Raw genomic sequence first — 25,450 nt, forward strand, 5'->3', positions numbered from 1 at the left:
TTCGAAAACAACCCCATGCACAGTAGGCAGGGGCAGCAAAATCAACAGCTTAGAGCGCCACGAGATCGGATGGCGCGTCACTCGCCTTTAGCTCGTTGATCGAGCACAATTTTTTCGAATAGTTGCTTCTGATTCGGCTGATCAGACGAAGCCGTTGCTCCGTCGGGCAAAACAGGAGCAGAATGCCAGCATCGGATGTACCGGGATCGGGAGCCCCTTCCGTTGTTGAGCACGGGTGTCGTCGAGTTCACGACCGCGTCGTGCGCGCAGTCCGTTCCGCGGCTCGACGTGCTGCAGGCGGCGGCGCTCATGATCGCTTGATCGCCAGCAGCCCAGCGGGAGGTTGCGATACCCGCTGCCGGCTTTACCGCGCTCGAGGTGCTCGCGGCTTTTGGCCCAGCGGCGAAGTTGCGTGAAGTCTGACGGAAGTCCGCTGATCGCGTCAGAGCGGACCAGATTGACGAAGCCTTAGTTCTTCGCGTCTTGACCCTTAGTGGACTCCAGACCTGTCGCCGGCCCTTGTTTCGAGGTTGAATTGCCACGATCGCTCTGTATAACGACACATGGGTGCTCGTTGCATTGAGCAGCGACAGGTCGAGCGATGGTCGGGCCGCCACGCGGATTGAGTGCGCCCATGCATAATGGACCAACGTTCGACGATGTGCCCAAAGCCCAGCGGCTGGCAGAACAGGCCTTCAGCACTCTCCATCGGTTTTTGCATGTTGAGGCTGTCAGCGGCGTTGCGCTTCTCGTAGCCGCCGCAGCGGCGCTGTTTTGGGCCAATTCTCGATACGATCACAGCTATCACGATTTCTGGAACCTTCAGCTCTCAATCGGCTTTGGGGACTACGTCTTTTCACGGTCGCTGCATTTCTGGGTCAACGACGTTCTGATGACCATCTTCTTCCTCGTTGTGGGAATGGAGATCAAACGCGAAATCCATGAAGGTGCTCTTAGTCGGTTCGACCAAGCCATTCTGCCACTGATCGCCGCGGCCGGTGGCGTCATCGTCCCGGCGCTGATCTATCTGAGCCTCAACCACGACCCGGCGGGCGGGCGAGGCTGGGCCGTGCCCACCGCAACCGATATCGCTTTCGCTGTCGGAGTACTTGCCCTGCTTGGGCGCAAAATCCCAGTCAATGTGCGTGTCTTGCTGCTGGCTCTCGCGATCATCGACGACATCATCGCAGTGATGATCATCGCGTTGTTCTACTCCACTGGCCTTCAGCTTGGCGGATTCGCCATTGCGTCGATAGGCGTTCTCGGGGTTTTAGGATTACAGCGGATTGGGATCGGTTCTGCACTCTTGTACGTGCTGCCCGGCTCTTTGGTATGGATTGGCTTCATGGTGGCGGGAATCCATCCAACCCTTGCAGGCGTTGTCCTCGGACTGATAACTCCCGCACGCGCTATACCGATGCGTGAACCACCGCTGGAGGTGCTGTCGCGAGTACTAAAGCAGTTGCGAAGCAGCGATGCAGTGAACGCGAAAGATCCGCACCGGTTAGAGCGACCGCTGCGAGATCTTCGCGTCGCTCACCGCGAAATTTTGCCGCCGGTTTCCCGAGTGCAGATGGCACTACATCCGTGGGTGGCTTATGGCGTCATGCCGGTCTTTGCGCTGGCGAACGCCGGAGTCGGCATCACCGGCGCTGATCTCGCTTCTGGGGGGCAATTGGTGATGATGGGTACATCAATTGCCCTGGTCGCCGGCAAACCGCTTGGAGTCGTCGGCGCGAGCTGGGTTGCGGTACGACTGAGCTGGTGTCGCCTTGCTCCCGGTGTTTCTTGGGGCGGCGTCTGTCTGGTCGGCCTGCTGGCTGGCATCGGTTTCACGATGTCCATTTTCATTTCAATGCTGGCCTTCTCCGATGAAGCACTACTGAGGGCAGCGAAACTGGGCGTACTCCTCGGCTCGCTTGTTGCCGCCACGCTCGGCCTCGGCTGGGGCGCCATCTACGCGCGATGGCGGTGAGCAGATCAATGGCCTTCAAAGCTCAATACGTATCGTTCGTATCATTCGCCGTTGAGGTTCTATCAACGGGGATCACCCAGGTGATGATCGTCGAAACTGGTTTGCATCTGAACCCGAAGCATCCTTTGTACAACAAAACGGCCGTGGAAGATCTCATCTCGGCCGCGCAAGAGTATGTTCGCTCCAACGTCGAGGGGCATGCCGCCATTCGGCTTGTTTCGACCCAGAACGGGGAGATCAACTGTGGACTGGGGCAAGGGATAAACACCTATCGGGCCACCAGCGGTTTGATCCTTCCCGGAGGTCAAAGGGTCATCAGAAGCTTTTCTGAGCAGCGGTTGTCGCCCGAATCCATTTCTCAATGGTAGAACCATGAGGGTCGTCGGATTGCAAACGCCGACAAGCCCCGCTCGCTCCTCCTTCTCGGGCGTTCATCATGCCCATCGCGGTTCGAGGGGGTGCTTGCGCTAAATTGGGATCACCACTTCCCGATTATCTGCGTGCTCGCCACCGCAGTGCAGGACCTTGGCCAATTCAAGACGTGAAAAGCCGCCCGTCATGAATACGGGGCTTGCTCGGTCCGCTGGAAGACAATTCTTAGCTGCTTCTCTGCCTCGATCACCGCGAAGAATACTGCGCCGACCGCCACGATGAGCATCCCATCGAAGAAGGGTACCGGTTGCGTGCCGAACACCTGCTGGAGCGGTGGAAGATAAGTGACAGCGAATTGAGCCAGGGTGATTGCGATCACGCAAATCCACACGACGCGCGTTCCCCGCACCGCTTTCAAGGTCAATGACGTGCCGTAGATGTTGCGGATGAAGAAGAGATGGAAGATCTCCAGCACCACAAGCGTGTTCAGGGCGATGGTCCGGGCGAGGTCTGGCGCATGTCCTTTGTCGATTGCATAGGTGTACATGCCGAAGACTGCCGCAAGGAACAGTGCGGACACGAGAATGATGTGCCAGATCAGCGCGCCAGTCAGCAATGGCTCCTTCCGTGACCGCGGCGCCCGCTTCATCGTGTCTTCTTCGGTCGGCTCGAATGCCAGCGCAATGCCGAGAGTGATCCCGGTGATCAGATTGACCCACAGGATCTGCACCGCTGTGACGGGCAGCGCCATGCCGAGAAACAGCGCGGTGATGATTGTTGTAGCCTCCCCCGCATTGGTGGGCAGCGTCCAACTGATGACCTTCTTGATGTTGTCATAGACCGTGCGCCCTTCGCGGATCGCGACGGCGATGGATGCGAAATTGTCGTCGGCGAGGACCAGATCGGAAGCTTCCTTGGCGGCTTCGCTGCCTTTCTGCCCCATGGCGATACCGGCGTCGGCGCGCTTGAGTGCGGGCGCGTCATTCACTCCATCCCCGGTCATGGCAACCGTCAGTCCGTGCGATTGAAGCGCGGTCACCAGTCGCAGCTTGTGCTCAGGGCTGGTTCTCGCGTAGACGTCGGTATCGACGACGACGGCCGCGAGTTCGGCATCACTCATTGCCTCGAGATCGGCACCGGTAAGCACCTTGCCGGGGTGCTGAAGGCCGACCTGGCGCGCGATTGCTGCTGCGGTGCCGGCATGATCGCCGGTAATCATCTTGACGCGGATTCCCGCGCCATGGCACTCCGCAACGGCGGCGATGGCTTCCGGACGAGGTGGATCGATCAGGCCGATCAGTCCGACAAGCACCATATGGCCGTCGAGATCGGCAGTGTTCAGGACAACGTGATCCGGCGCCGTTGAACGTGCGGCAAGAGCCAGGACGCGCTGGCCCTGCGCGGCAATGTCGTCCATCCGCTTGCGCCAGTAGTCCGCGTCGATCGCGTGAGTGCTCCCATCTGATGTCCGCTGAACGGAACACATGGCAAGGATCCGTTCCGGAGCGCCTTTGACGTGGATCCAGGCATGCCCTTCATGATCGTGATGGAGGACGGCCATGTACCGATGCTTGGCGTCGAAGGGGATGGTGTCGGTTCGCGTCCAATCGGCGAAGGCCGCAGCGCCCTGGCGCGTAATCTTGCCGGCCAGAGCCTTGAGCGCGCCTTCCATCGGATCGCCCACGACCTTCCACCCTTCGTCATGGCTGTGCAAGGCGGCATCATTGCAGAGAGCACAGGTTCGGGCGAATTCGAGCAGCAGCTCATGCTCCACCGGGTCGACGTCCGCATCGGCGAGTCGGATAGCGCCTTCGGGCGCATACCCGTCTCCCGCGACCGAATAGATGTGATCGGCGCTGGCCAGGGTTGTCACCATCATCTCGTTGCGAGTGAGTGTTCCCGTCTTGTCGCTGCAAATCACGGAAACAGACCCAAGCGTCTCGATTGCCGGCAGGCGGCGAACGATGGCGTTGCGGCGAGCCATCGCCTGGACACCTACGGCCAGCGTGATGGTCAGTACGGCTGGTAGCCCCTCCGGAATTGCAGCGACCGACAGCCCGACGACGCTCATAAACAACTCGGCGAAGGGCAGGTGTCCTACGAAATAGCCGTAGACGAGCAGCACGCCGCCGATCAGCAGGATCAGGATCGTCAACCATCGCGCGAACCCGTCCATCTGTCGAACCAGTGGCGTGGTCAATGTCTCGACTTGGGAAAGCATGCCGCTTATGCGGCCAATTTCGGTTGACGCTCCGGTGGCCACGGCCACGCCGCGACCGGCGCCGCCGGCAACGAGCGTCCCGCTGAAGGCCATGCACGATCGGTCGCCGATCATCGCTCCGCTTGCCACAGGCTTCGTTTCTTTGTCTGTCGGTACGGATTCGCCGGTGAGGATTGCCTCCTCGATCCGGAGGCCGGTCGCCTCTACCAGCCGCAGGTCGGCAGGAACTCTCTCGCCTGCCTCCAGCAGCACGATATCGCCCGGAACGACCGAGGCGCTATCGATGCTGTGCCGTTCGCCATCGCGCATCACGGAGGATTTCGGAGCCAGCATCTGGCGGATGGCATCCATCGCCTGTTCCGCGCGCCCTTCCTGAATGAAGCCGATAATCGCATTGGCAATCACCACCGCCAGGATGACGCTCGAGTCGACGAGATGCCCGAGAGCGGCAGTGATCGCCGCCGCGCCCAGCAGCACATAAATCAGGAAGTTGTGGAAGTGGGAGAGGAAACGCAGGATCGCACTGCGTCGAGGCGGTTCCGGAAGCCGGTTGGCTCCGTACCGGCTTAGGCGCCGCGCCGCCTCGGGAGCAGAAAGCCCGCTCGCATGGGCCTCGACAGCGGCGAGGACCGCTTCCACGGACATTGCGTGGTAGTGTGCTTCGCGCTCGTTCGTGCTCAATTGTGAGACCTGGAATTGTGTTTCGGTTGAGCTTGCTATCCGCTACGTTGTCAGGGTGAGATCGCCACTTCGAGGACGTGCTCGCGCTGGTTGGCGCATACGTCGTAAGCCTCCTCGATTTGCTCAAGCTTGAAGCGGTGCGTCGCGCCCCGGCGCGTATAGAGACGGCTCGACGCGATCACCGCGATGAGGCGAGACATGCATTCCTGCCCGCCTGGGCTTCCGCGGCCGTCGTGATGACGGGAATATTCATCATAGCGGTGCTGTACAAGCCCGAGACACGGGTCCGCGGCACGGTCGGTTGGGTTATCATCGCCCAATTTGCCGTGTATCTGTTCGGTGTGTAAGGCGCGCACCTGCACGGGCACGGACGCCGGTTCTAGTGGAAGAGGAACAGGGGACAAGGCGGCCGCTCGACCAGTCGCCGCGTCGTCGAGCCAAAAAGGGCATTACTCCAGCCGCGATGACCAAATGCGCCCATCACCAGCAGACCAATGCCCCGATCAACGACTTCAATTCGGATCGCCTCGGACGGGTCCACCCTTGTCTCGATCGGAACGACTGTACAGTGTACGTCATGGCTACGTAAGAAGTCGGCCGCAGCATGAGCGCGTCGGGTAGCAAGCTGCAATTCCGCTGCGATAGACGTCACGTGCACGCGGGCCTCGCGCCACAGTCCCAGAAGTGCGTACATTTGCAAGGCGCGCATGGCGGTCAGACTGCCATCATATGCCACCAACACGTCGCGCGGACGGCGATACTCGTCGCCGCAGACGACGACTGGCCGTGGCGAGAGCAACAGAAGGTTAGACAGCAATTCCGGCAACGAGGCAGCCCGGTCGACCGAAAAGGTCGTATCGTGACCGGTGACGATCAAATCTCGCGTCTCGGAAGCAACGCGGAAGGCCTCAGCCGGATCACCTTCGAAAGAGAGCCAGGAGAACTCGACGCCCCTCGCATCACATGCTTCAGCATATGACGCGTGTAGCCGCGCGTTATTCTCGCGCGCTTGCCGCCCCCGCGTCTCCTCGAGCTTGGCTTGATATGCCGACGCGCCAATCCCGCCAATCATTGGAACAGTGAGGGAAGACAGATCGATACCAGAGAGGCCGGAAACAGGTAGTCCGCCAGGACGGGCGAGATCGAATGCAAACTCCCGGGCGCTAAGCGAGGACTCCGTCTCGCCGAGAAGAAGGAGAATGCGCATTGATCCCTCCGGTGATTTGGGCCGCAACTCTGCTTGTGAACCGGTAGGTAGTCTATAGGAACATCAAGCAAGTTTCATGATGCAGATCAACGAGCATTCACATTTCAAAGTCGGTTGCGAACCGCCAACATAGCCAAGTAACAGTGCGACCCAGATATTCCGGTGGGTGTTCCTTTAATCTCAAAATCTAAACCTCGCGCTCGGGCCGCTGAACGCTCGCTTATGTGCCGCGAGTGGAAGGCGCCGCCGATTGGCTTCTCTGGTACAAGGTGCATCTGTCCCGACCCCGGACATTCCGACCTGATGTCGCTCGGATGCAGGATCGTGGGGTAGCCGGTACGGCGAGAAATAGGAGGTGTGGCTAGTGTGATCCCAACGTACCCCTCCTGTCCGCGGCCCACTTCTGGCCCGTAGCCGAAGATCCCGGTGGCTGTCGGCGCGTCGGTTGCCTCGTGTAGAGCGGAAGCCGCTAAGATCGGATCCCATTTGCAGCATATGCGCCCCTGGCCGCCCCCACGAGCGTCCTCCGCCAGGAAACGCTTGTGACTCAAAGGGGGGACTCATCGGGTGCGAGGCAGAAAGCCCGCTCTCGTTCACCACATTTAAACCTTAAGTTTCTACGAAGAGTACTCACCCACAGGCCGCAGGACCATGCGAACAACCTTCCTACAGAAGCCGTCATTGGACTTCGGGCAATGAAGGCCTGGCAGACCAGCTGCATCGTGGCTGTTCTCGCATCCGTGGGACTCTTTCTGGCCGCCGCTAACAGACCGGCCGCGACGGTGCCCGATGTCATGTCGCAAGCGGCAGCGAGCATACCGGCTGCAGCGAGCATGGCGGCTCCCACGAACGTGGTGACGCCGGCCGCCTACGCAGAGGCATCCGCCAGACTTGCGGCAGCGCTTCGGGAAGAAAGAGCAGAGCCGGGCGCGGTGATGTCGGCAGGTTCGGCACCGCTACGCACCGAAGCCGAGATCGTCGATCAACCCGTCGCGCCGAAATTGGCCTCGTTGGGACAGGATGTCGTCCAATCGCTGCCGCCGGAACGCGATGCGTCAAACATTGCGCCGAAAGCGGCGTCGACGCGGGATTTCCGTCATCTGGCCTACTACGTCTGGTCCGAACTGCCGCCCGCCGAGAAACCGGCGGAGATCGTCTTGCGTGCGTTCAGGGACATTCCGCTGGGAACGCCGACCGAAGAAATCAAGCGCGCTGCCGACGCGTTTGGTCTCGATTTCAATTTCATGATGGCGGTTGCCAAGATCGAATCCGGTTTCAACCCCAATCAACGCACCGGGTCCTATATCGGGCTGTTTCAGCTCAGCTATTATGAGTTCGGAAAGTTCGGCTTCGGGCAAATTCGCAGTCCGCGGGATAACGCCGTCGCCGCCGCCTACAAGATCATTACCGAGGGCGTCCTGTTCGAGTGGATCACCCACCGTAAGCCGGACATGAGCGATCTCTACCTGATTCATCAGCAGGGCTGGGAAGGCGCCGCCGAGCACATCAGCCGGCCCGCTCGCGCCGCATGGAAATCCATGTGCGCCACCAGCGAAGGCAAGGAGAAGGGTGAGCGGTGGTGCAAACGCGCGATTTGGGGCAATGCACTTCCGGCCTTCAAGCGCACCTGGAAATCGGTCGACAACGTGACGTCAGAAGCGTTCGTCGGCATGTGGCGCGGCCGGGTCGCCGAATTCTACACGAAATATGTGGCGACTGCTGCGGCGGCGGCAAACCAATAAGTCGGTCGTCGGCAGCGCCGCGCATGCTTGCTTGTCTTTAGCGCAACTCGCCGGCCGTCGGCCTTTACCCAGGGTGTGTTGGGCCCTCACCTGAACGGGCTATTGAGCCGTGTAAACGCAACGCAACCCGATATAGACCGCGTGAAAGTCGGCCGATTTCCACTGTACGGCTGACGCTTTTGTCTTGTCCGCACCGTACCACCACGACCCGCCGGCCGTCAGTGCCTCATCGCCCCGCCGATCCGCGAGCCATTCCCAGACATTGCCACCCATGTCGTACAGACCGTTGACACCCCGCTTGGTGGTACCCACGGCTGCATGCCGCGGCCAGCGATCTCTATCGGATGTGTTCATGCCGTCAGGTCTATCGCCGACAGGATAAGGATAGGTGCGTCCATTTACGAAATCGTCGGTAGGATTCGCACGCGTTTCGGTATAGGCGGCTCTTTCCCATTCTTCCAGGGTCGGCAAGCGTCCGCCCACGGCTAAGCAGTAGTCACGAGCTTCGTTCCACGACACATGCACCGCCGGCTCATCGTCGCTGCCTGGTTCTCCGAACGGAGTCGCCCATGTCCAGCCGCTGCGACGGATCCAGCCGCCCGCGAATTCGTGTCCGCCTCCTTCCTGTTCGGCCGCGGTCTTCAGAGCTTTGTCAGCCGCGAAATTGCGAAATTGGCCGATCGTGACCTCGGTCCGGTCGATGGCAAACTTGCCCAGATTCTCGCGTTGACCAGCCTCGGCGAATGCAACGCCGGTAATAGCCATCAAGCCACATCGCAAAGCAATCGAGCGCCATTTCATGTACGAACTTCTCCTGTATTGCTTCCAGGTGAGAAGGGCAGGCATCGACCCTGCGCGCCTGCCATTCACCGATCAACTCATGCGCTGACGCAATGCCGCCTGCGAACGGCGGATGACGCCCTGGTACATGCTCTGCTTGTCAGGATACCATTGCATCGACGCGAGATTGGCGAAGCCGGGAATGCTTTCCATATGCCGTGCCATCCGCTGCCGCATGGATTGATCCGGCTGAGGACCGCGCAACGCTCCGACGTTCTCGGCCGCGTGATCCGGGTTCGACGTCGCGGCAAGAACGGTCGTCACCGCCGGATGGCCCATAGCCCATTTGATGAAGAACTGCGACCAGTTCTCCGCACCGATGTCGCGGGCAAAATCAGGCAGCGGCCGGCCCTCGACGATCTTGTGCAAGCGGCCTTTTTCGAGCGGCATATTTGTGAGCACGCCGACGCCCTTCTCGCTCGCCGCGCGAAGGACGCGCTCCTCGGCGTGACGATTGAAGATCGAATAGTTGACCTGGATGATGTCCACCAGATCCTTGTCGATCAAGCCTGCGAGAATGTTGTGATAGTCATTCTCGTGGACCGAGGCGCCGACATAGCGAATCCTGCCCTCTCTCTTCCATACGCGCAGCAGTGGCACGATCGCGTCGACATTGACCAGGCTGTGGCAGTGGAGCACGTCGATCTTGTCGCGCCACAGCCGAAGCCTCGATTGCTCCATGCTGGCCAAGGCGTGGCTTTCGTCGGCCAGGTAGTCGCCGGTCGACCAGATCTTGTTGCTGATGAACATCTGGTCCGTCACGCCCATGGCGCTGAGAAATCCACCGACGCTGACCTCGCCGGTACCGTAGAGCGGCGATGTATCGATCACCCGGACGCCGCCATCTATATATTTCCTGGTGACCTCTCGCAGCGCGTCGCGATTGCTGCCGGGCAGCAGGTCAAAAGTCAGAAACGTTCCCAGTCCGAGCGCGGGCAGACTTTCGTTGGTGCGGCCGATCGTTCGGGTGAGTACCGGCCCCGCCGCAGCCGCACGCGATGCAGTGCCGGCTGGCGCTTGCGCATTGGCGCTCGAAACGCCGACTGCAGTTGCGTGAACAGCTGTCGCCGCGACGGCGCCCATCGCGGTGGCGGCGCCGAGAAACTGGCGGCGGTCGGTCGCCGTCGGCCAATCCTGTGGTGTCTTATCCATTGCAAATCTCCGTGATTTCGCCTGCGGCACTTGTCGCCTGCCAATAGAAAGGATCGACCTCTCGCTTTGTCGCGCGGGATTCTGATCAAATCACTCGGATCCTGACGCGACGATGCTCCCTTTCCGGCCTGCAAGGAATTGCGGTTCCAAGCTTGAATGTGTATTCAGGCGACATCGCTTCGCAGGAAGTCGCGATGCACCGTGTCATTGAGAATGCGTCGACAATCGATCGGTTGAGCTCCCGGCCGGATGGCTGGCGGCGTACCCAATGGGCGAACGGCGCATTCGAAACGGCGTACCGGCCGATGACCTCCATCGTCGAAGGACGCATCCTCTCGCCAAATCACCTCATCATGGCGACCCTGTCCGGCGGCGCCGAGCGACATGAAATCTCGGCCGATGGCGGGCATCGCTATGACGGGCCCGATCTGCCGTCGACCGTTTCATTTCTCCCGGCTGGCTGCGAGCGACGGCTTCGGCTTCACAATGTGGGTTGGCGATGGGCAGCGATCGCCCTCGACCCCGCCAGGATTTCAGCAATCGCCGGCGCATCGATCGAAGGACTTGGCCCCCTGTCGGGCTCGGAAGACAGCTTTGTCTGGAACATGCTCGCGGAGTTCGAACGAGTTGACGCGCTGGAGGGAGGTCTCGACGCGATCTATTGCGACACGATGAGCCTTGCTCTCGTTGTATACCTTGCACGCCGATACGGTGGTGCAAGAGTGAAGGATACATCGATCAAGCTGCCGGCGTGGAGGTTACGGCGCGTCACTGAATTCATCGACGCGCATTTGAGCGCGACAATTCGGATTGCCGATCTCGCTGATCTTGCGCAGCTCTCGGAAGGCCATTTCCATCGCGCATTCAGGGCAGCGACCGGGCAGACGCCGCTGGCATTCGTCCATGCGCGGCGTGTCGCAATGGCAAAACAACTGCTGGCGAGCAGCAAGCTTTCGGTCGCGCAGATGGCGCTACGCGTCGGTTTTATCAGTCCCGCGCATTTTGCCCGCGTCTTCCGGTCATTGACCGGCCAGAGCCCATCCCAATATCGACGCTCATTCCATCTTTGACAGGGGAAAGTAACGCCTGACGGCCAATGGCGTACAACGGCAGCCGGCAAATAGCCGACGACACGCCTCAACCCTGCGTCATTTTCCGACGAGCCTGCGGCCCCGGCGTCAAGACGCAGCGGTTCACGACCAAGGACCCCTGCGGGTGATGAAGTCGCGGCACTGCCCGCGCTACAGCGCGAGCACGACCTCGCCCGACACCGCGTCCGTCACGCCGCGTCCGTTGCCCTGGTCCTCGAGCACCGGCCTGAAACTGTCGAGGGTCTTGATCATCGCCGAGCGTGCCGCCACCAGCGCGTCCTGGCTGGACCACGTGCCGATGAGGCAGAAGGTCTGATCGCCGGTCCTGATGATGACGCCGTGCTCCAGTCCCGGCCATTTGGCCTTGCCGTCTCGGTGCGCATCGAGAAAGGCGCCTTCCTGGCCCGGCTTCACCTTGAACTTGACGACGTTGTAAACCTGCATGACGCGCCTCCGGAAAATGATTGGATGAAAATGCGAGCGCCGTACCAGATCGGGTTCGGACCGATATCTTTGCACCCCCGCAACAAAAAGTCGAAAACAACCCCACGCACGGTAGGCGCGGGCAACGAAATCAGCGACTTAGAGCGCGGCGAGCCGGGATAGATCTCCGCGGCGGACCAGGCTGCTTCAGCAAGCACGATCTTTCGAATGACCGCAGCGCACTCTGCTCATTTTACGAAAGCGTTGCACCGTCGGGCAAAACAGGAGCAGGATGGCGCATCGGAAGAATCAAGATGGGCCGACCCCATCCGCTGCTCCGTACTGACATCCCTGGGCTTCACACCTCGTGGAACCAACGAGGGTGTCGCGCGTTGCCGCGCTGCTCTTGAAGGTGACGCAGCTGAAGCCGGGTCGCCTTGCTGGGCCAATCAAGACGGGAAAGCCGGGCGAGCCAAACCAGATGCGTCGTATCCGACTCGTGATCGCAGATCGCCGTCCGATCGTTTTGCAGGGTTTTGCCACGCTATTTGCGACCGAACGTGACTTCGAGATCGTTGCGTCCTGCATCAATGGAGCCGATTGCCTCGAAGCCGTCCGGACGTTGGCGCCGGACGTCGCGCTTGTCGAGGATGGATTTCCCGATCTGACGGCTTCAGCCATGCTGGCCGCCGTCAACGCCGAAAGCCTTCGCACACGGCTGGTCTTCTACACCGCATCGATCGCACGCGGCGATCTCGCTGCGGCCGTCGCAGCGGGTGCCTGCACCGCCATACCGATGCGCGAGGAGCCCGAAAACCTGTTGCAGTCGCTGCGGCTGGTGGCGCCGAACGCGCACCCGGCGGCCCGCAAGGCAGGCAATGGCGCGTCTGGCGAAAATGGCCTGGCAGCGCTGACGGACCAGGAGCGCAGGATCATGCGTCTGGTCGCCAGCGGCATGTCGAACAAGGAGATTGCGCGCGAGCTCAAGGTCGCCCCAGGCACCATTCAGGCGCGGATCGATCACATATCCGCGCGGCTCGACATCCAGGGCCGGACGGAGCTCGCAAGCTTCGCCCTGACGCGCCTTTACGGCGGGGTCGGCGCGCTTGCAGCTCTGATTTGGGCGGCGCTCGAGGACGTTCGATCCGCCGGCGCGACCGAAGTCGATACTGTGGATGCCGACACTGTCACGGTCATGACCGCAGATGGCACCGGCGCGATCGTGACCATCAAGATCACCTCCGCAAAAACGACTCCTGCTCCGGGCAAGATGGCCAGAGCCGTCCGTATCGAGAACTCCCCGACGGACATGCCGACGCGGGCCGCCAAGCTCATCGAATCCCGAGCCGATATTGCTGGCAGCACGATCACAGTGCCGCCACTCAACCCTGCAAGGCCGGGCTTGAGCAGCGCCGGCACGTTCATGATGACGGCAGTCGGAGTCTCGCTCCTGAGCAGTCACGCCCAGGCGTTCACTGCTTGGGAAAGACCGAGCGATGTCTTTGCGTGGGCTGACGCGAACGCCCCCCGCGAGTTGGTCGCCCTCGATAGTCCCGGCAGGCCCGATCTCGACGGCTTCGACAAGCTGCCCTGGCTCGATCCCGACACACACCATGAATCATTCGCGTTGGAAGCTGCCCGAGGCGACGCCATGGCCAGAGCCGACGAGGTTCAGATCATCGATGCGGCCGCGCGCGAGGACGGCTTCGGCGACAACGGCAACCCTCATATCGGATCCGGCGCCATCGACGCTCTGAGTGATCATGGCGGCTTGGAACAGGCGGCCGCAACGGGCGCGAGGAATGCCGAACGCGGCACGACACAGGCAGCGGCGATCGACGCACGCGATCATGGACAAGCGCAGCGCGATTTGCACGCTTCGGAAGACGGCGCAGCAGCCGGCAAGCCGGAGACCGAGCACGGGCCACCCGACCACGCATCAAGCCAGGGAAAATCGCACGCTTCGGAGAAGGATGCAGCAGCCGGCAACAAGCATGCCGAGCTCGGCCCGCCGGAGGGCGATTTCGCTCGTGGACAATCGCAGCGTGATTTGCATGGTTCGGAAAACGGTGCAGCGGCCGGAAAGCATCAGGACAAGCAGGGCTCGACCGGGCACGACTCCCATCATGGACAATCGGATCACGCTTCGGAACCCGGTTCCGCAGCTGCCAAGCAGCTTGCCGACGATGACGGACCCGCAAGCCATGCCAATTCCGGCGAATCGCAGCGTGACTTGCACCAGGCGCATCCAAACGCTTCTCAAAATCCGCATGCAGAGCCGGGCCAAAAGGCTGACGGCCACGACCCGGCGAACCACGGCGCCGGTGCAGCACAAGCGGCTGCCGCGCCCGGGCCCGGAGATTCCTTTCATTTCAGGAACGATATGCCATCGGCCAAGGGTTCGGATCATCGCGAGAGTGGCTATGGCACCGACACGGCAGAACACGGCCCGCACCGTGCCGGACATCCCGAACTGTCGCTGATCCCAGATGCAGATCTGATTGGCCATTCGCACGCGGAGCAAAGCGCCGTTGATCACGCGAGGGGCGTTGAGCATCATCCAGTGCATGATTGGTTTGTGTAGCTGACCAAGCAGAAGCTGCCAAAGCAAGAGGACGAATGACGCCGCTTCGCTCGACGGTCTCCCGCGCGGCCGCCGCGGGCTCAGCCGGCGTTAACCATGGTCGACGGTTCCGGTCCCAGCGAAATCGCTTCGAAGTTTCTTAAATCTTGCTGGGTACTCCTCCTGGGCGTGGCGACCTGGGAGAAGACATGAGCAAGCGGGCCAAACGCCGGAAGGTCGAGACGATCGCACTGCCGATGGCAGCGAGAGTCGGAATTGGCGCCGTGGCCATCGCAGCATTGGGGTATGGCCTGCTGGCTCGCCCGGGAAACGTGCAACCGGTGCGGAAGCCGTCCGCGCCCCAGGCCATGGCATCGTCAACGCCGGTCTACGTGGCACCGCAGGTTCACGCAGCAGCGCCCGCGCCGCCCCCGGTTCCTACTCCGGCGCCGCTGGTCGAACCGCCCAAAGCCGACGCCGAAATTCCCGGAGCCTTGGTCCGGCAGGTGGTCGACTATGCCAGCCGCCAGACGCCGGGCACCGTGATCATCGATACCAACAACACGTTCCTCTATCTCGTCCTGAGCGACACGCAGGCGATGCGCTACGGCATCGGTGTGGGCCGCGAAGGTTTTGCGTGGTCCGGTGAGCAAACCGTGGCGCGCAAGGCAGAATGGCCGGATTGGCGCCCGCCTGCGGAGATGGTCTCGCGTCAGCCTTATCTGCCGCGGTTCATGGCGGGCGGCCCCGGCAATCCGCTCGGCGCCCGGGCGATGTATCTCGGCGAGACCGAATATCGCATTCACGGCACCAACAAGCCCGAGACGATCGGCAAGCGGGTGTCGTCCGGCTGCATCCGCCTGACCAACGAGGACGTCGTCGACCTCTATGAGCGGGTGAAAGTCGGCGCGAAGGTGATCGTGCTTCCGACGAATGCGGCCCGTCGACCGTCCCAGGGTACGCCGCCCGATGCCGCATCCCGATCTCCGGACCCGGCCTCGCCGTCGAACCGGCCGTCGGCAACGAGCGCACAGGTGCCATCACCCGGACCGAAGATCGCCGAGGTGCAGTAGTTCGGTCCTTCCTCCTGGCTCTGCCCCGAGGACAAAGAGCAATTCAAGTCGTCACTTCACGTCGATAGCCACGGCCGAACAGACCATCTTGCGCGACCAAAGCCGGTCTGCGTTGGCAAGATGCGGCACCGAATTAACCCTATCGACAAATGATTGCCGTTGGGCGGCGGCCGCCGGCAAAGTTGCCTCATTGACGCGCAGAATTTTCAGCGGCGCTAACCTGGGTCAGAGGCGCGTTATGCTGAGAATGGCGTTGTTGGGCCTCCTCATCCTGTTGAGTGTGGGAATGCTGTCGGCCATGGAGCTGAGCGCTCCACCGCGTCGCATCGCCGCCACGGTCCAGCCGCCTGCCGAGCAGAACGCAAGCATCCCCGCTTCGCACGATGCGCTGGCGAAGGCCGATCGCCTCGAGGTTGCCGCTGAGAGCCGCGCGATGCCGACACAGACCGCTTCGATGGATAACCCGGTTGCTCCGCAGGACGTGCATGTCCGTTCATTCGCGCCGACGCCGATCGTCCGTCCGCGAAGCAAACCGAAACGGATCGCGACCGCTGAACCTCCCAAGCCGAAGCCAAAGGCATTTGTCGTCAAACGAGCCGCCACTGTTCAGCGCGAAAAGGCGGCCAACGAGACCGAGCAGTGTCGCCTCAAGGCGTTCGGCGGCCTGCTCAAGGCTTTGAACTTGACCGGCTGCGAAATCTGAGGCCGCCTCCAGGAACGTCTCGCAAACTCTTCCGATCAGCCATATGTTGCCCGCATGAAAAAGATCGGATTTCTCTCCTTCGGGCACTGGACGCCCTCGCCGCAATCCCGGACGCGCTCGGCGGCGGATACGCTGCTGCAATCGATCGAGCTGGCGGTCGCGGCCGAACAGCTCGGGGCCGACGGCGCCTATTTCCGCGTGCATCATTTCGCGCGGCAGCTGGCCTCGCCGTTTCCGCTGCTCGCGGCCGTCGGCGCCAAGACCAGCCGAATCGAGATCGGCACGGCCGTGATCGACATGCGCTACGAGAACCCGCTCTACATGGTGGAGGACGCCGGCAGCGCCGATCTCATCGCTGGCGGACGGCTTCAGCTCGGCATCAGCCGCGGCTCGCCCGAGCAGGTGATCGACGGCTGGCGCTATTTCGGCTATCGGCCGGCCGAAGGCCAGAGCGACGCCGACATGGGGCGGCGCCATGCGGAGGTCTTCCTCGACCTGCTGCGCGGCGAAGGATTCGCCGAGCCCAATCCGCAGCCGATGTTTCCCAACCCGCCGGGGCTGCTGCGCCTGGAGCCGCATGCGCCCGGCCTGCGCGAACGGATCTGGTGGGGCGCCGGCTCGAACGCCACCGCGGTGTGGGCGGCGAAGCTCGGCATGAACCTGCAGAGCTCGACGCTGAAGAACGACGAGACCGGCGAGGCCTTTCACGTGCAGCAGGCGGCGCAGATCCGTGCCTATCGCGCGGCGTGGAAGGAAGCAGGCCACAGCCGCGAGCCCCGCGTCTCCGTCAGCCGCAGCATCTTCGCGCTGATGGACGATCGCGACCGCGCCTATTTCGGCGGCGAGCGCGGCAGCGAAGACGAGATCGGCTTCATCGACCCGCGCACGCGCGCGATCTTCGGGCGGAGTTATGCGGCCGAGCCCGACGTGCTGATCGAACAGCTGCGCCAGGACGAGGCGATCACCGAAGCCGATACGCTGCTGCTGACGATCCCGAACCAGCTCGGCGTGGATTATTGCGCGCATGCGATCGAGGCGATCCTGATGCATGTCGCGCCGGCGCTGGGGTGGCGGTGACCTGAAAGGCGTGACACGACCGCAAGTCGTGATTGACTTCATGCACCACCGACGCCAATGATCCCTCGGGGCATTGTTGGACTGATCGGGGGGTTGAATGGGCTTGCGTCCAGGAATTTTCGTTGCAGCATTCTTGCTAGCGGGGTGTGCGTCAGGGCCGATGGGCAGCTCGGCGCTGACAGAGAACGTCAAGGCCAACACTGCGCGGCTTGTCATCTATCGCTCGTCCGCCCTCGGTTTTGCGATCCAGCCAAATTATGCGGTCGATGGAAACGTCGTTGGAGGCAGCCAGGCTGCAGGGTTCGTCGCCTGCGAGCTGCCTCCGGGCCGCCACGAGGTTGCGGTCAACAATCTTCCACTGAGTACCAACCTGTTCGGGCAGGGAAGCGAGAAAGTGAGCCTCGATCTGCGCGCCGGCAGCACCACCTACCTCTCCGCCCAGCCACAGGTGGGAATCATCACGCCCGGTGCGATCACGTTGGTTCAGGTCACGGAAAGCCAGGGTCGTGCCGACGTCGCCAGCTTGCATCAGAGCAACAGCTCATGTGGCAAGGCGTGATCTGAGGCTCTCCGCGGCCGAAACGCGGATGAAACGCCTTATTCTGCAAATCGTCTTGCGCCTTGGTCGCTATGCGGTGCTTCCCGTCGTCGCGCTGGCATGCACGATTCTCGCCATCTGGCTGATGATCATGGACCGCTACACGATTGCGGCGCTGGCCACGGCACCGATTGTGTTCACAAGCTCCATGGCCACCATAGCACTCGCAATTGGGCTCCTGTTCCTGCCTTCGCGCAAGCATGGCGGTTTCGAAGCCGACGAACAGACCGCCCCGGGGCTTTGGGCCGCATGGAGGGAGCTCGATCGCAGTTTTGTCAGATCGAACCGCACTCTGCTGGTCGACACCGATTTCAACGCTTCGATCTCGGAAGAAAGCCGGTATGCGGGCGTGTTCGGACAGCATGTCACGATGACCATTGGTCTGCCATTGTTGATGATCCTGGACCAGCGATCGGTTCGTGCCGTTATCGCTCATGAAGTGGCGCACGCCCGGCTTCGGCACACTTCGGGAGGCACCAACCTCGCCGATTTCATGGCGGCCGCGGAGAACGTTTTCTTCTACGCCGATCCGGAGCACACGATTACCGGATACATTGCTCGCATCCTACTCCATTCCCTGCTCGAAAGGCTGGAGAAGGAATACAAGGCATTGTCACGGGAGAACGAGCTTGCCGCCGATCTGGAAGCGGCCGAGCAGGTTGGACGCGAGGAGATGGCACGCGCGCTGGTGATGATGGAGGTTTGTGGAGCACGTCTGGCCGATCTCGTCTTCGCTCCCCTGCAGAAGGAGGTGCTCGGCGCAATCAAGGCGCCATCGCCGCCATTCGCGCGAATCTTAGATCAGATTCCAGCTATAAGAGCGCCGGGATTCATGACCGCCGCCGTCGCCAGTCTGAGCCGCCAGCACGATCCCGATTCGACACATCCGCCTTTTGGCCAGCGGTTGGCCAGCCTCGGATACATCGACGTACCTGACGTTGGCGAGATAAAAATGTCCGCGGTTGACCAACTTCTCTCACCGGACGCTGCCAACCAACTCACCTTACGATTCGATGAGGAATGGCGGAAGAAGGTCCAGGAGTGGGTCAGCGTCGGCAGATGAACGTGCGGGCTCTGGCCGAGCGAACAATTGCTCGACGATCTTCGTGTGTCCGTGCTAGCTCTTGGGACCGGCGGCAGGATCACGCGAGCTGGACAGTGTTATGCTATCCTGTCTCCTCCACAGCGAGCTTGCCGCCATTCGCCGGGTCGCGCGATGAATCAGCGTCTGTCACTCGTCAGTCTCGTGGTCGCCGACTATGATGAAGCGATCGCCTTCTTCACGCGCGCTCTGGATTTCGAGCTTTGCGAGGACACGCCGCTCGGCGGCGGCAAGCGCTGGGTGGTGGTGCGGCCGCGGGGCAATCCTGGTTCTGGCCTGCTCCTGGCGCGAGCAGACGGGCCGGCGCAGACGGCGCGCATCGGCGACCAGACCGGCGGGCGCGTCTTCCTCTTCCTGGAAACGGATGATTTCGAGCGCGATCATGCGCGCATGGTTGCCGCCGGCGTGCGTTTCGTCCGGCCGCCGCGGCACGAGGCCTATGGCGTCGTCCCGGTTTTCGAGGACCTATGCGGCAACCGCTGGGATCTCATCCAATCGACCAGCCGCAGTTGATGCCCGACGCCGCCGGTTCCGCCTGCCTCGCGCTTATCTCGACCTTGAGGCGCATCGTCGATTGGGGCGTATCACGTCTCGCAGCCGAGGTGCTCAGACCATAGAAGCGACTTTCGGAAAGAGCTGGCTGAGCGCATCGGCATTGACGCCATCCGCGCCGCGCCACCAGATGACCGGGTAGGCCCAATCATTGGTGTGATCGGGAGGCCGGTCCCGGAACTCATCCGGCGTAAAGGCCTGCAGGAAGCCGCTGCGGCGCGCCGGCTTCAGGACGCCGCAATAACCGAGAATCTGGATGAGAACGCACCGCTCGGCTCGGTTCGACTTGAGCACTTTGCCGATGCGCTTCTCCAGCTCATTCGGCCTTGCGTCCGGAGGGAGGCCAGAGGCGATGCCGACGATCTCCGTCAGAATCGAGCAATCTTCCTCCGTCGGCTCGACCAAATCAGCTTTTTCGAACTGCGCGAGATCGAACCAGCAGTACAGGGGGTCGACGTGACGAACGCCGCCCCATTTCCATCTCTCGAAGCTCAGCACGTTGAGATCCTCTTGCGCCGGGCTCCCGTCACCGTAGCGCCCGCAGATGCGGCAGGGCAGCCGGCGGCCGAGCGCTCGAGAGGCCTGTTCCCGAAGCCCATGAAGAGGGAAATATGCGGCACAGGAGAAGCTGCCCAGCGCCGAGCGCAAATCGAGCCGGCGGGTGCTGAGACTGGCAAGGAAGGCGTTGGCGGCCCGTTCCAGATTCACCCGGGGACGGATAGAGACGAGCCGCGCGACGATGTCGTCATGCGTCACGGCGACGGGATCGAACATGTAACCGGCTTGACGGGCATACTCGAAATCCGCCTGATCAGTCGCCGCGCTTTGCTTCCAGCCCTTTGGCGACCAATAGGCATTGAAAAGGATCTGAAGGGCTTTCCTGTCGTGAGGCACGAGCCGTCTCCTACCCATGCCGTCGCGGCTCAGTCGCATCGGCGACCGTTGGATCGCCTGCGCTTGTAACCCACTCACCGCCCCCGTCGGAACAGAATTGCGAAGCCGTGCACGGCCGAGCCCGCCCGACCGGCGTGCGACCTCTGGCGATCGAGCGGCCGTGTCATACCAGCCTTACCCCGTCTTCGTCCCCGTGATGACGGCCAGCGCCTCGACGAGGCGGCCGAGATCGGCCTCGTCGGTGAAGAGCGCCGGCGTCACACGGATGCACTGGCCTTTGGCGACGCCGGCGCGGCGCACCGTCATGATCCTGTAGCTGTCCCGAAGCTTCGCAACGATGGCCTCGTTGTCGGCCTTGCCGGTCTTGCCGGCGAGGCGGAACGACGTGATCGCGCCATATGAGCCGGCTTCATCCGGCGTCAGGATCTCGATGTCCTTGAAGCCGCGGACGCGGCTCACCCAATAGTCGCGCAGATGGCGCAGACGCGCTTGCTTGGCCGCGCCGCCGATCTGCTGATGCAGCGCCAGCGCCGTCGGCACCGTCAGCATCGTGGCGAAATTGACCGTGCCGGTATGCACCCGCGAGCGGATGTCGCTTTCCGGAAAATCCTCGTCGCACATGTTGCGGTCGATGGCCGCGAGGCGATCCTTCCTGATGTAGAGGAAGCCGACGCCGAGCGGCGCGCCGATCCATTTGTGCAGATTGAAGCCGACGAAATCGGCCTCGAGCTCGCTCACCCGGAAGTCGAGCTGCCCCCAGGAATGGGCGGCATCGACGATGGTGTCGATGCCCTTGGCCTTGGCCATGCGGGCGATCTCGGCGACCGGCATGACGAAGCCGGTGCGGTGGCTGACATGGGTCAGGAGCAAAAGCCTCGTTTTCGGGTTCGCCTCGATGGCGCGGGCATAGGCGTCGAGCACAGCCTGGCGGGTGGCGGGCTCCGGCACGTCGAACTTGACCACTTCGACGCCACGGCGCGCCTTCAGCGCGTTCATCGCATATTGCATCGAATCATAGTCGAGATCGGCATAGAGCACGCCGTCGCCCGGCTTCAGCCTGTTGTAGCCGCCGATGAGGAGCTGAAGCGCCTCGGTGGCGCCGCGGGTGAGCGCGATCTCAGCTGGAAGCGCGCCGACAGCCTCCGCCACCTTGGTGCGCACGGCCTCGAAATCCGCACCCGCACGCAGCCGCGCGTAATAGGTGTTCTGATAATTGACCATGTCGGACTGGCGGATGAACTCGCGCCGCACGGGCTCGGCCATGATGCCCCAATAGCCGTTCTCGAAATTGACGATGTCCGGCGTCACGGCGTAGAGCCCCTTCACGGCCGCCCAATAGGACTTGTCGGTGGCGATGGCAGCCACTGAGCCGGTCGGCTGCGGCGGAAGTCCCTCGGCGGCAAAGGCCGGCCCCGCAAGCGGCGCCACGACTGCTGCCGCGAGGCCCTTGAGCATCGCGCGGCGGTCCGCTGAAAACGTCCTGATCAGTTGCATGTCAGCTCTCCCCAGAGCGTTTTCGAGCGAAGCGGCGTCGGGATCGCATCGCGAAAACGCCAAACGACGATCCAGAGCTCCGTTCCGACGTCACCGGACGAAGCAGGCTCTGGCGCGCGGGACAAGAGCAACGGACGATGCAGCGGAGATGACCGGAGCGTGACAATGCGATGATCGGAAGCCGATGGCGACGGCGCGGCCGGAGCACCGGCCTCGACGCGCGCGAGCGGATGTGGGGTCCGGTTTCTTCCTTTGTCCGGAAACCGGAACCTTCACATTCATTGCAGGTAGCCGATGAGATAGATGCCGCCGCCCAGGACGATGAGCGCGGGCACCGCCCAAAGAATCAACACAGGCATTTTCCTCTCCTCCAGTTGAGTGCTCCCGGTGAGAGAACGGGAAAAAACGGCAAACGTTCCGGGTTTTGCCGGAACGGCGCAGCTGATGGCGAGTTCATTGCAGCGCCGCATGCAGCGGCGAGGGAGAACGCAATGAAGAAGCTCATGTTGATTTCGGCCGCCGCTCTGCTCGTGTCGACGGGCGCGATGGCACAAACCACCGTCACCACCACGACCGGAGCCGGGCACGGCGCGGCCGTGCAGATCGAACCGGAGTCCCGCACCAAGATCCGGTCCTACGTCACCGAGCGCAAGATCCGTCCGGTCGAAACGCGCGAAAAGATCGTCGTCGGTTCGCCCGTGCCGAGCGACGTCGAGCTCGCAGCCGTGCCGAGTGACTGGGGTCCCTCGCTCACCAAGTACCGCTACGTCTACTCGGGCAACCGCGTGATGTTGGTCGATCCCGGCAGCCGCATGGTCGTCCAGGAGATTGACTAAACCGCCGCACGGCGGGTCGTCGAGGCGGCCCGCCCGTGCATTCTTTCGACAGCTCGTTTGCGGTAGCGCCTGATGCCGATCGTTCGATATTTCGTGTTTGCAAGCATTTTAGCCGTGGCGTTGCTCTTCCTGTTGGATCGCTCTCTGCCGCAGGCCGCGGAGCGCGCTGCCGGCCCGGACGTCGCGCGAACCAGCATTCGCATCCACTCCGCACGGGCGCTGCCTGAAAGAATCATCTTCGACACATCGACTCGGATCGCCACCACGGTCTCCACTCCCCTGCTCGCCGCCGAGTCGCCGGATCCCGGTGCAAGCAACGCGTTGGCGATGCTTGCAACCAGAAAACCGGACGTCACACCGGCATCTCGACGCGGCACGGCGCGAGCAGCCGGTCTGCATTCAAATCGGAATGCCGCGCGGCTTCCTCTCGCCTCTCCACGCGTCTGGTGACGGTCGGAGCATTCTGAGAGCTGGAGCCTCGCGATCGCAGCTAACAGGAATCTACAGCTGTGGCGCGCGGCAGAGATGAACGCCAGATGAATGAATGACCATGCGCCGCGCGTCGCGGAACTATCTCAGATCGTATCAACGCGTCAACGTGTCGGACACAAGGAACGTTTGCGCGATTGCCAATTTATCCCGTGCCTGATTGGCGATTTGATTTTTGGAAACCCTGGAGGAAAATGGAAATGAGGATCCTGAAGCTCTCTGCGGCTGCGGCCGCGCTGCTGGCCGGCACGGCGCTTGCCGTTGCGCAATCGAGCTCGACGATCGGCACCGGCGGTTCATCGGCCGGCGGCGGCACCAGCTCTTCGACGGTGGGCACCGGTGGCTCTTCAGCTGGCGGCAGCGGGTCGGGCTCTGCATCGACGCTCGGCACCGGCGGCTCGTCGGCCGGCGGCGGCACCAGCTCTTCGACCGTCGGCACCGGCGGATCGGCGGCCGGCAGTGGCTCGGGCAGCGGCTCGGCCTCGACGCTCGGCACCGGTGGTTCATCGGCGGGCGATGGCAAGAGCTCATCCAGCGTCGGCACTGGCGGCTCGGCTGCGGGCGGCTCGACCGTTGGCCAGTCCGGTTCGTCGAAATCGCCCGGCATGGGCGACGGCAAGTCCGGTAGCCACGCCAGCGACATGGGCCTCGAAAAGGGCAAGGGCCATAACAAGGACGAGTGGAAGAAGGACAAGAACTAGTGCCTTGACCAGGAGCGGCAGCGATGCCGCTCCTTCGTCTTTGTTGGAGGAGAACTCGCATGAACAGATCAATCATTGCGATCGCAGCGTTGGCACTGACGTTTAGCGCAGCTCAGGCGGCTACTATGGAAAAGACCGGCAAGACGGCGTCGGGCGAGACGTGCAAGGTGACGGTGGTGAAGCATGCGGACGGCAGCATCACGGCCGCGGGCGCATCGGGTTCGGGCACGACGGGCTCGACCGCATCGAGCGGTTCGCTGTCGAGCTCGAGCTCTGCCGGCGGATCGTCGGTCAATGTGCAAGCGGGCGGCGGCCACGTCTCGAGCTCCTCGTCGACGGCGGGTGGGCCCGGCTCCACCAGCGCCAGCACCATCACCGTCAACGGCTGCACGATCTCGACCTCGTCGCCTTAAGGCATAGAAAGGATTGAAAACATGAGAACACTCGTTACGACCTCGGCGGTCGCGCTTCTGCTTGCCGCCACTTCACCATTGCTGGCGCAGACCAGCATCACCGGTGGCAGCGGCGGCTCGGCTGCAGCGGGCGGCACCTCCGCCTCCACCGTCGGCACCGGCGGAACGTCCACCTTGGCGACGGGCCGCACCGGCTCTTCGATCGCGGCCGGCGGAAGCGCCGCTACCGTCGACGGCAAGACCAAGACCGGCGTCAGCATGAACAAGGGCAACGGTCCGGTACTGAACTCCAACGCCCGCGCGCAAGCCCATGATGGCGGCACGTTCAGCCGCTCGCACACCCGCACCAAGGTCAAGGCCGGCGAGCAGGTCGGCTCGACCACCAAGACGATGTCGCATGTGCCGGGCTCGAAGCCGACAATGTCGAGGACGACGACGACGGCCCGCTAGCATCGCGCGGCTCTATTCCTCACCACCTGCTGCCCGGCTTGGCCCGGGCAGCTTTTCCGTTTGCGACTTTCCGTCTTGCGAGCCGGCTCAGCCACCACGCAGGCTGTGGCTGATCCGGGTGACGACGGCATCCCATCGCCGCTTCTGGGCGGCCGGGTAGTTGATCAGAACGCAGTGCACGTAGCCGCGCGCGAAATTGCAGCGGTTGTACCAGATCTTGTCGCGCTTGATGCTCGAGACCACGAAGAAGTTCGAGCTGATCCGTTTGTAGATGATCCCCGTCGGCGGATTCTTGCTGGCGAGGAATTCGGCCGGCGACAGACCTTGCCGGTTCTCGACGGCCTGAACGGTGAAGTCGGCATTGCCGTCGGAGCTGCGGAAATGCTGCCCATATCCGTCAGGCTTGCCGGCCGGTTCGGTGAAGATCGCGGCGGGAATGTCGACCGACGTTCCGGATTCCGGGATGCGGTAAGTCCTCCAGCCGCTTGCCGAGGCGATCGAGAATGTCGCACAGAGCGCGATGATTGCGGCAAGCAATGTCTTCATGTCCGCCCCGTCATTTGCGCGGCGCCAGTTGCAGCTCCATCAAGGCCATCCTTTGCAGGTTGGAGACGTCCCGCTCGCCAGCGCCGGCGGTGCGCAGGATGGATTCGGCGAGCGCGTTGACATGCGAGGAATGCACGGGATCCGGCAGGGTCGCAACGGCAGCTTCCAGCGCGGTCGTCATGATCTCGATCACCTCGGGAGAAAATTCGGCGTTGGAAAAATTCTTCATCGCGTGCGTCGGCCGCTTGTGCGGGT

At 62.5% G+C, this 25,450-nt stretch carries 26 protein-coding genes; 16 read left to right on the forward strand and 10 right to left on the reverse strand.

Annotation, left to right across the window (positions count from 1 at the left end; genetic code table 11):
- The first annotated feature begins 634 nt into the window (after window positions 1-634).
- On the forward strand, window positions 635-1,975 hold the full coding sequence (gene nhaA, locus ACTEK7_RS25440) for a Na+/H+ antiporter NhaA (protein ID WP_225133982.1): 1,341 nt from the start codon (window positions 635-637) through the stop codon (window positions 1,973-1,975).
- Between the two features lie 8 nt (window positions 1,976-1,983).
- Window positions 1,984-2,343 carry a hypothetical protein gene (locus ACTEK7_RS25445; RefSeq protein ID WP_225133983.1) on the forward strand — a complete coding sequence of 120 codons (360 nt, stop codon included), beginning with the start codon at window positions 1,984-1,986 and terminating at the stop codon, window positions 2,341-2,343.
- Window positions 2,344-2,531: 188 nt separating this feature from the next.
- Here the strand turns inward: ACTEK7_RS25445 and ACTEK7_RS25450 are convergent, their stop codons facing one another.
- From ACTEK7_RS25450 to ACTEK7_RS25460, 3 genes are all read right to left on the reverse strand, one after another.
- On the reverse strand, window positions 2,532-5,249 hold the full coding sequence (locus ACTEK7_RS25450) for a cation-transporting P-type ATPase (protein ID WP_338129079.1): 2,718 nt from the start codon (window positions 5,247-5,249) through the stop codon (window positions 2,532-2,534).
- Between the two features lie 50 nt (window positions 5,250-5,299).
- On the reverse strand, window positions 5,300-5,449 hold the full coding sequence (locus tag ACTEK7_RS25455) for a hypothetical protein (protein WP_158284448.1): 150 nt from the start codon (window positions 5,447-5,449) through the stop codon (window positions 5,300-5,302).
- Window positions 5,450-5,628: 179 nt separating this feature from the next.
- The gene (locus ACTEK7_RS25460) at window positions 5,629-6,456 is read right to left on the reverse strand and encodes a universal stress protein (RefSeq protein ID WP_225147288.1); all 828 of its coding nucleotides are present in this window, start codon (window positions 6,454-6,456) and stop codon (window positions 5,629-5,631) included.
- Window positions 6,457-7,151: 695 nt separating this feature from the next.
- Between ACTEK7_RS25460 and ACTEK7_RS25465 the strand changes: the two genes are divergently transcribed.
- Window positions 7,152-8,198, forward strand: a complete 1,047-nt coding sequence (locus tag ACTEK7_RS25465; RefSeq protein WP_225133985.1) for a lytic transglycosylase domain-containing protein — start codon at window positions 7,152-7,154, stop codon at window positions 8,196-8,198.
- A gap of 99 nt (window positions 8,199-8,297) precedes the next feature.
- Here the strand turns inward: ACTEK7_RS25465 and ACTEK7_RS25470 are convergent, their stop codons facing one another.
- Together ACTEK7_RS25470 and ACTEK7_RS25475 are read right to left on the reverse strand one after the other, a co-directional pair.
- A complete protein-coding gene (locus ACTEK7_RS25470) occupies window positions 8,298-8,999 on the reverse strand; it encodes a formylglycine-generating enzyme family protein (RefSeq protein WP_225147287.1) in 702 nt (233 codons plus the stop codon).
- A 72-nt stretch (window positions 9,000-9,071) separates the two neighbouring features.
- The gene (locus ACTEK7_RS25475; RefSeq protein ID WP_225147286.1) at window positions 9,072-10,190 is read right to left on the reverse strand and encodes an aldo/keto reductase; all 1,119 of its coding nucleotides are present in this window, start codon (window positions 10,188-10,190) and stop codon (window positions 9,072-9,074) included.
- Window positions 10,191-10,384: 194 nt separating this feature from the next.
- Between ACTEK7_RS25475 and ACTEK7_RS25480 the strand changes: the two genes are divergently transcribed.
- Window positions 10,385-11,260: an AraC family transcriptional regulator gene (locus tag ACTEK7_RS25480; RefSeq protein ID WP_225147285.1), complete on the forward strand. Its 876-nt coding sequence runs from the start codon at window positions 10,385-10,387 to the stop codon at window positions 11,258-11,260.
- A gap of 171 nt (window positions 11,261-11,431) precedes the next feature.
- Here the strand turns inward: ACTEK7_RS25480 and ACTEK7_RS25485 are convergent, their stop codons facing one another.
- Complete coding sequence (locus ACTEK7_RS25485; protein WP_036014479.1) at window positions 11,432-11,725, reverse strand: antibiotic biosynthesis monooxygenase family protein; 294 nt, start codon at window positions 11,723-11,725, stop codon at window positions 11,432-11,434.
- 361 nt (window positions 11,726-12,086) lie between these two features.
- Between ACTEK7_RS25485 and ACTEK7_RS25490 the strand changes: the two genes are divergently transcribed.
- The 7 genes from ACTEK7_RS25490 to ACTEK7_RS25520 all read left to right on the forward strand — a co-directional run bounded on the left by ACTEK7_RS25490 (window position 12,087) and on the right by ACTEK7_RS25520 (window position 19,333).
- Window positions 12,087-14,288, forward strand: a complete 2,202-nt coding sequence (locus tag ACTEK7_RS25490; protein ID WP_225147284.1) for a LuxR C-terminal-related transcriptional regulator — start codon at window positions 12,087-12,089, stop codon at window positions 14,286-14,288.
- Window positions 14,289-14,476: 188 nt separating this feature from the next.
- The gene (locus ACTEK7_RS25495) at window positions 14,477-15,340 is read left to right on the forward strand and encodes a L,D-transpeptidase (RefSeq protein ID WP_225126976.1); all 864 of its coding nucleotides are present in this window, start codon (window positions 14,477-14,479) and stop codon (window positions 15,338-15,340) included.
- Between the two features lie 238 nt (window positions 15,341-15,578).
- Window positions 15,579-16,043 (forward strand): hypothetical protein, encoded by a 465-nt coding sequence (locus tag ACTEK7_RS25500; protein WP_474809760.1) that lies wholly within the window; start codon window positions 15,579-15,581, stop codon window positions 16,041-16,043.
- Between the two features lie 54 nt (window positions 16,044-16,097).
- Window positions 16,098-17,120 (forward strand): LLM class flavin-dependent oxidoreductase, encoded by a 1,023-nt coding sequence (locus ACTEK7_RS25505; protein ID WP_225147283.1) that lies wholly within the window; start codon window positions 16,098-16,100, stop codon window positions 17,118-17,120.
- 160 nt (window positions 17,121-17,280) lie between these two features.
- A complete protein-coding gene (locus ACTEK7_RS25510; RefSeq protein WP_225114314.1) occupies window positions 17,281-17,679 on the forward strand; it encodes a DUF2846 domain-containing protein in 399 nt (132 codons plus the stop codon).
- 28 nt (window positions 17,680-17,707) lie between these two features.
- A complete protein-coding gene (locus ACTEK7_RS25515; RefSeq protein ID WP_225147282.1) occupies window positions 17,708-18,781 on the forward strand; it encodes a M48 family metallopeptidase in 1,074 nt (357 codons plus the stop codon).
- A 153-nt stretch (window positions 18,782-18,934) separates the two neighbouring features.
- Window positions 18,935-19,333, forward strand: a complete 399-nt coding sequence (locus ACTEK7_RS25520) for a VOC family protein (protein ID WP_225147281.1) — start codon at window positions 18,935-18,937, stop codon at window positions 19,331-19,333.
- A 93-nt stretch (window positions 19,334-19,426) separates the two neighbouring features.
- On the opposite strand, the gene ACTEK7_RS25525 is transcribed toward ACTEK7_RS25520, so the two are convergent.
- Window positions 19,427-20,266 (reverse strand): hypothetical protein, encoded by an 840-nt coding sequence (locus ACTEK7_RS25525; RefSeq protein WP_225147280.1) that lies wholly within the window; start codon window positions 20,264-20,266, stop codon window positions 19,427-19,429.
- A gap of 174 nt (window positions 20,267-20,440) precedes the next feature.
- Complete coding sequence (locus tag ACTEK7_RS25530) at window positions 20,441-21,760, reverse strand: aminotransferase class V-fold PLP-dependent enzyme (protein ID WP_225147279.1); 1,320 nt, start codon at window positions 21,758-21,760, stop codon at window positions 20,441-20,443.
- A gap of 491 nt (window positions 21,761-22,251) precedes the next feature.
- Between ACTEK7_RS25530 and ACTEK7_RS25535 the strand changes: the two genes are divergently transcribed.
- The 5 genes from ACTEK7_RS25535 (at window position 22,252) to ACTEK7_RS25555 (ending at window position 24,649) form a co-directional block, all read left to right on the forward strand.
- Window positions 22,252-22,596, forward strand: a complete 345-nt coding sequence (locus ACTEK7_RS25535) for a DUF1236 domain-containing protein (RefSeq protein WP_036014486.1) — start codon at window positions 22,252-22,254, stop codon at window positions 22,594-22,596.
- Between the two features lie 72 nt (window positions 22,597-22,668).
- The gene (locus ACTEK7_RS25540; RefSeq protein ID WP_225147278.1) at window positions 22,669-23,046 is read left to right on the forward strand and encodes a hypothetical protein; all 378 of its coding nucleotides are present in this window, start codon (window positions 22,669-22,671) and stop codon (window positions 23,044-23,046) included.
- Between the two features lie 239 nt (window positions 23,047-23,285).
- Window positions 23,286-23,786: a hypothetical protein gene (locus ACTEK7_RS25545; RefSeq protein ID WP_036041710.1), complete on the forward strand. Its 501-nt coding sequence runs from the start codon at window positions 23,286-23,288 to the stop codon at window positions 23,784-23,786.
- A 59-nt stretch (window positions 23,787-23,845) separates the two neighbouring features.
- Window positions 23,846-24,199: a hypothetical protein gene (locus ACTEK7_RS25550; RefSeq protein WP_074448055.1), complete on the forward strand. Its 354-nt coding sequence runs from the start codon at window positions 23,846-23,848 to the stop codon at window positions 24,197-24,199.
- Window positions 24,200-24,220: 21 nt separating this feature from the next.
- Complete coding sequence (locus ACTEK7_RS25555; protein ID WP_225147277.1) at window positions 24,221-24,649, forward strand: hypothetical protein; 429 nt, start codon at window positions 24,221-24,223, stop codon at window positions 24,647-24,649.
- Between the two features lie 87 nt (window positions 24,650-24,736).
- Here the strand turns inward: ACTEK7_RS25555 and ACTEK7_RS25560 are convergent, their stop codons facing one another.
- Window positions 24,737-25,195: a hypothetical protein gene (locus ACTEK7_RS25560; protein ID WP_225144971.1), complete on the reverse strand. Its 459-nt coding sequence runs from the start codon at window positions 25,193-25,195 to the stop codon at window positions 24,737-24,739.
- A 10-nt stretch (window positions 25,196-25,205) separates the two neighbouring features.
- A complete protein-coding gene (locus ACTEK7_RS25565; protein WP_036026528.1) occupies window positions 25,206-25,424 on the reverse strand; it encodes a hypothetical protein in 219 nt (72 codons plus the stop codon).
- Between the last annotated feature and the right edge of the window lie 26 nt (window positions 25,425-25,450).

Source organism: Bradyrhizobium sp. JHI2711 (assembly GCF_056156565.1).

Coding starts and splice junctions, on each gene's coding strand:
- ACTEK7_RS25455 (WP_158284448.1), bottom strand. CDS start 5,449: ATGTCTCGCCTCATCGCGGTGATCGCGTCGAGCCGTCTCTATACGCGC.
- ACTEK7_RS25475 (WP_225147286.1), bottom strand. CDS start 10,190: ATGGATAAGACACCACAGGATTGGCCGACGGCGACCGACCGCCGCCAG.
- ACTEK7_RS25445 (WP_225133983.1), top strand. CDS start 1,984: ATGGCCTTCAAAGCTCAATACGTATCGTTCGTATCATTCGCCGTTGAG.
- ACTEK7_RS25520 (WP_225147281.1), top strand. CDS start 18,935: ATGAATCAGCGTCTGTCACTCGTCAGTCTCGTGGTCGCCGACTATGAT.
- ACTEK7_RS25495 (WP_225126976.1), top strand. CDS start 14,477: ATGAGCAAGCGGGCCAAACGCCGGAAGGTCGAGACGATCGCACTGCCG.
- ACTEK7_RS25545 (WP_036041710.1), top strand. CDS start 23,286: ATGAGGATCCTGAAGCTCTCTGCGGCTGCGGCCGCGCTGCTGGCCGGC.
- ACTEK7_RS25470 (WP_225147287.1), bottom strand. CDS start 8,999: ATGAAATGGCGCTCGATTGCTTTGCGATGTGGCTTGATGGCTATTACC.
- ACTEK7_RS25530 (WP_225147279.1), bottom strand. CDS start 21,760: ATGCAACTGATCAGGACGTTTTCAGCGGACCGCCGCGCGATGCTCAAG.
- ACTEK7_RS25560 (WP_225144971.1), bottom strand. CDS start 25,195: ATGAAGACATTGCTTGCCGCAATCATCGCGCTCTGTGCGACATTCTCG.
- ACTEK7_RS25535 (WP_036014486.1), top strand. CDS start 22,252: ATGAAGAAGCTCATGTTGATTTCGGCCGCCGCTCTGCTCGTGTCGACG.
- ACTEK7_RS25515 (WP_225147282.1), top strand. CDS start 17,708: ATGAAACGCCTTATTCTGCAAATCGTCTTGCGCCTTGGTCGCTATGCG.
- ACTEK7_RS25540 (WP_225147278.1), top strand. CDS start 22,669: ATGCCGATCGTTCGATATTTCGTGTTTGCAAGCATTTTAGCCGTGGCG.
- ACTEK7_RS25555 (WP_225147277.1), top strand. CDS start 24,221: ATGAGAACACTCGTTACGACCTCGGCGGTCGCGCTTCTGCTTGCCGCC.
- ACTEK7_RS25485 (WP_036014479.1), bottom strand. CDS start 11,725: ATGCAGGTTTACAACGTCGTCAAGTTCAAGGTGAAGCCGGGCCAGGAA.
- ACTEK7_RS25565 (WP_036026528.1), bottom strand. CDS start 25,424: ATGAAGAATTTTTCCAACGCCGAATTTTCTCCCGAGGTGATCGAGATC.
- nhaA (WP_225133982.1), top strand. CDS start 635: ATGCATAATGGACCAACGTTCGACGATGTGCCCAAAGCCCAGCGGCTG.
- ACTEK7_RS25480 (WP_225147285.1), top strand. CDS start 10,385: ATGCACCGTGTCATTGAGAATGCGTCGACAATCGATCGGTTGAGCTCC.
- ACTEK7_RS25465 (WP_225133985.1), top strand. CDS start 7,152: ATGAAGGCCTGGCAGACCAGCTGCATCGTGGCTGTTCTCGCATCCGTG.
- ACTEK7_RS25510 (WP_225114314.1), top strand. CDS start 17,281: ATGGGCAGCTCGGCGCTGACAGAGAACGTCAAGGCCAACACTGCGCGG.
- ACTEK7_RS25500 (WP_474809760.1), top strand. CDS start 15,579: ATGCTGAGAATGGCGTTGTTGGGCCTCCTCATCCTGTTGAGTGTGGGA.
- ACTEK7_RS25460 (WP_225147288.1), bottom strand. CDS start 6,456: ATGCGCATTCTCCTTCTTCTCGGCGAGACGGAGTCCTCGCTTAGCGCC.
- ACTEK7_RS25505 (WP_225147283.1), top strand. CDS start 16,098: ATGAAAAAGATCGGATTTCTCTCCTTCGGGCACTGGACGCCCTCGCCG.
- ACTEK7_RS25550 (WP_074448055.1), top strand. CDS start 23,846: ATGAACAGATCAATCATTGCGATCGCAGCGTTGGCACTGACGTTTAGC.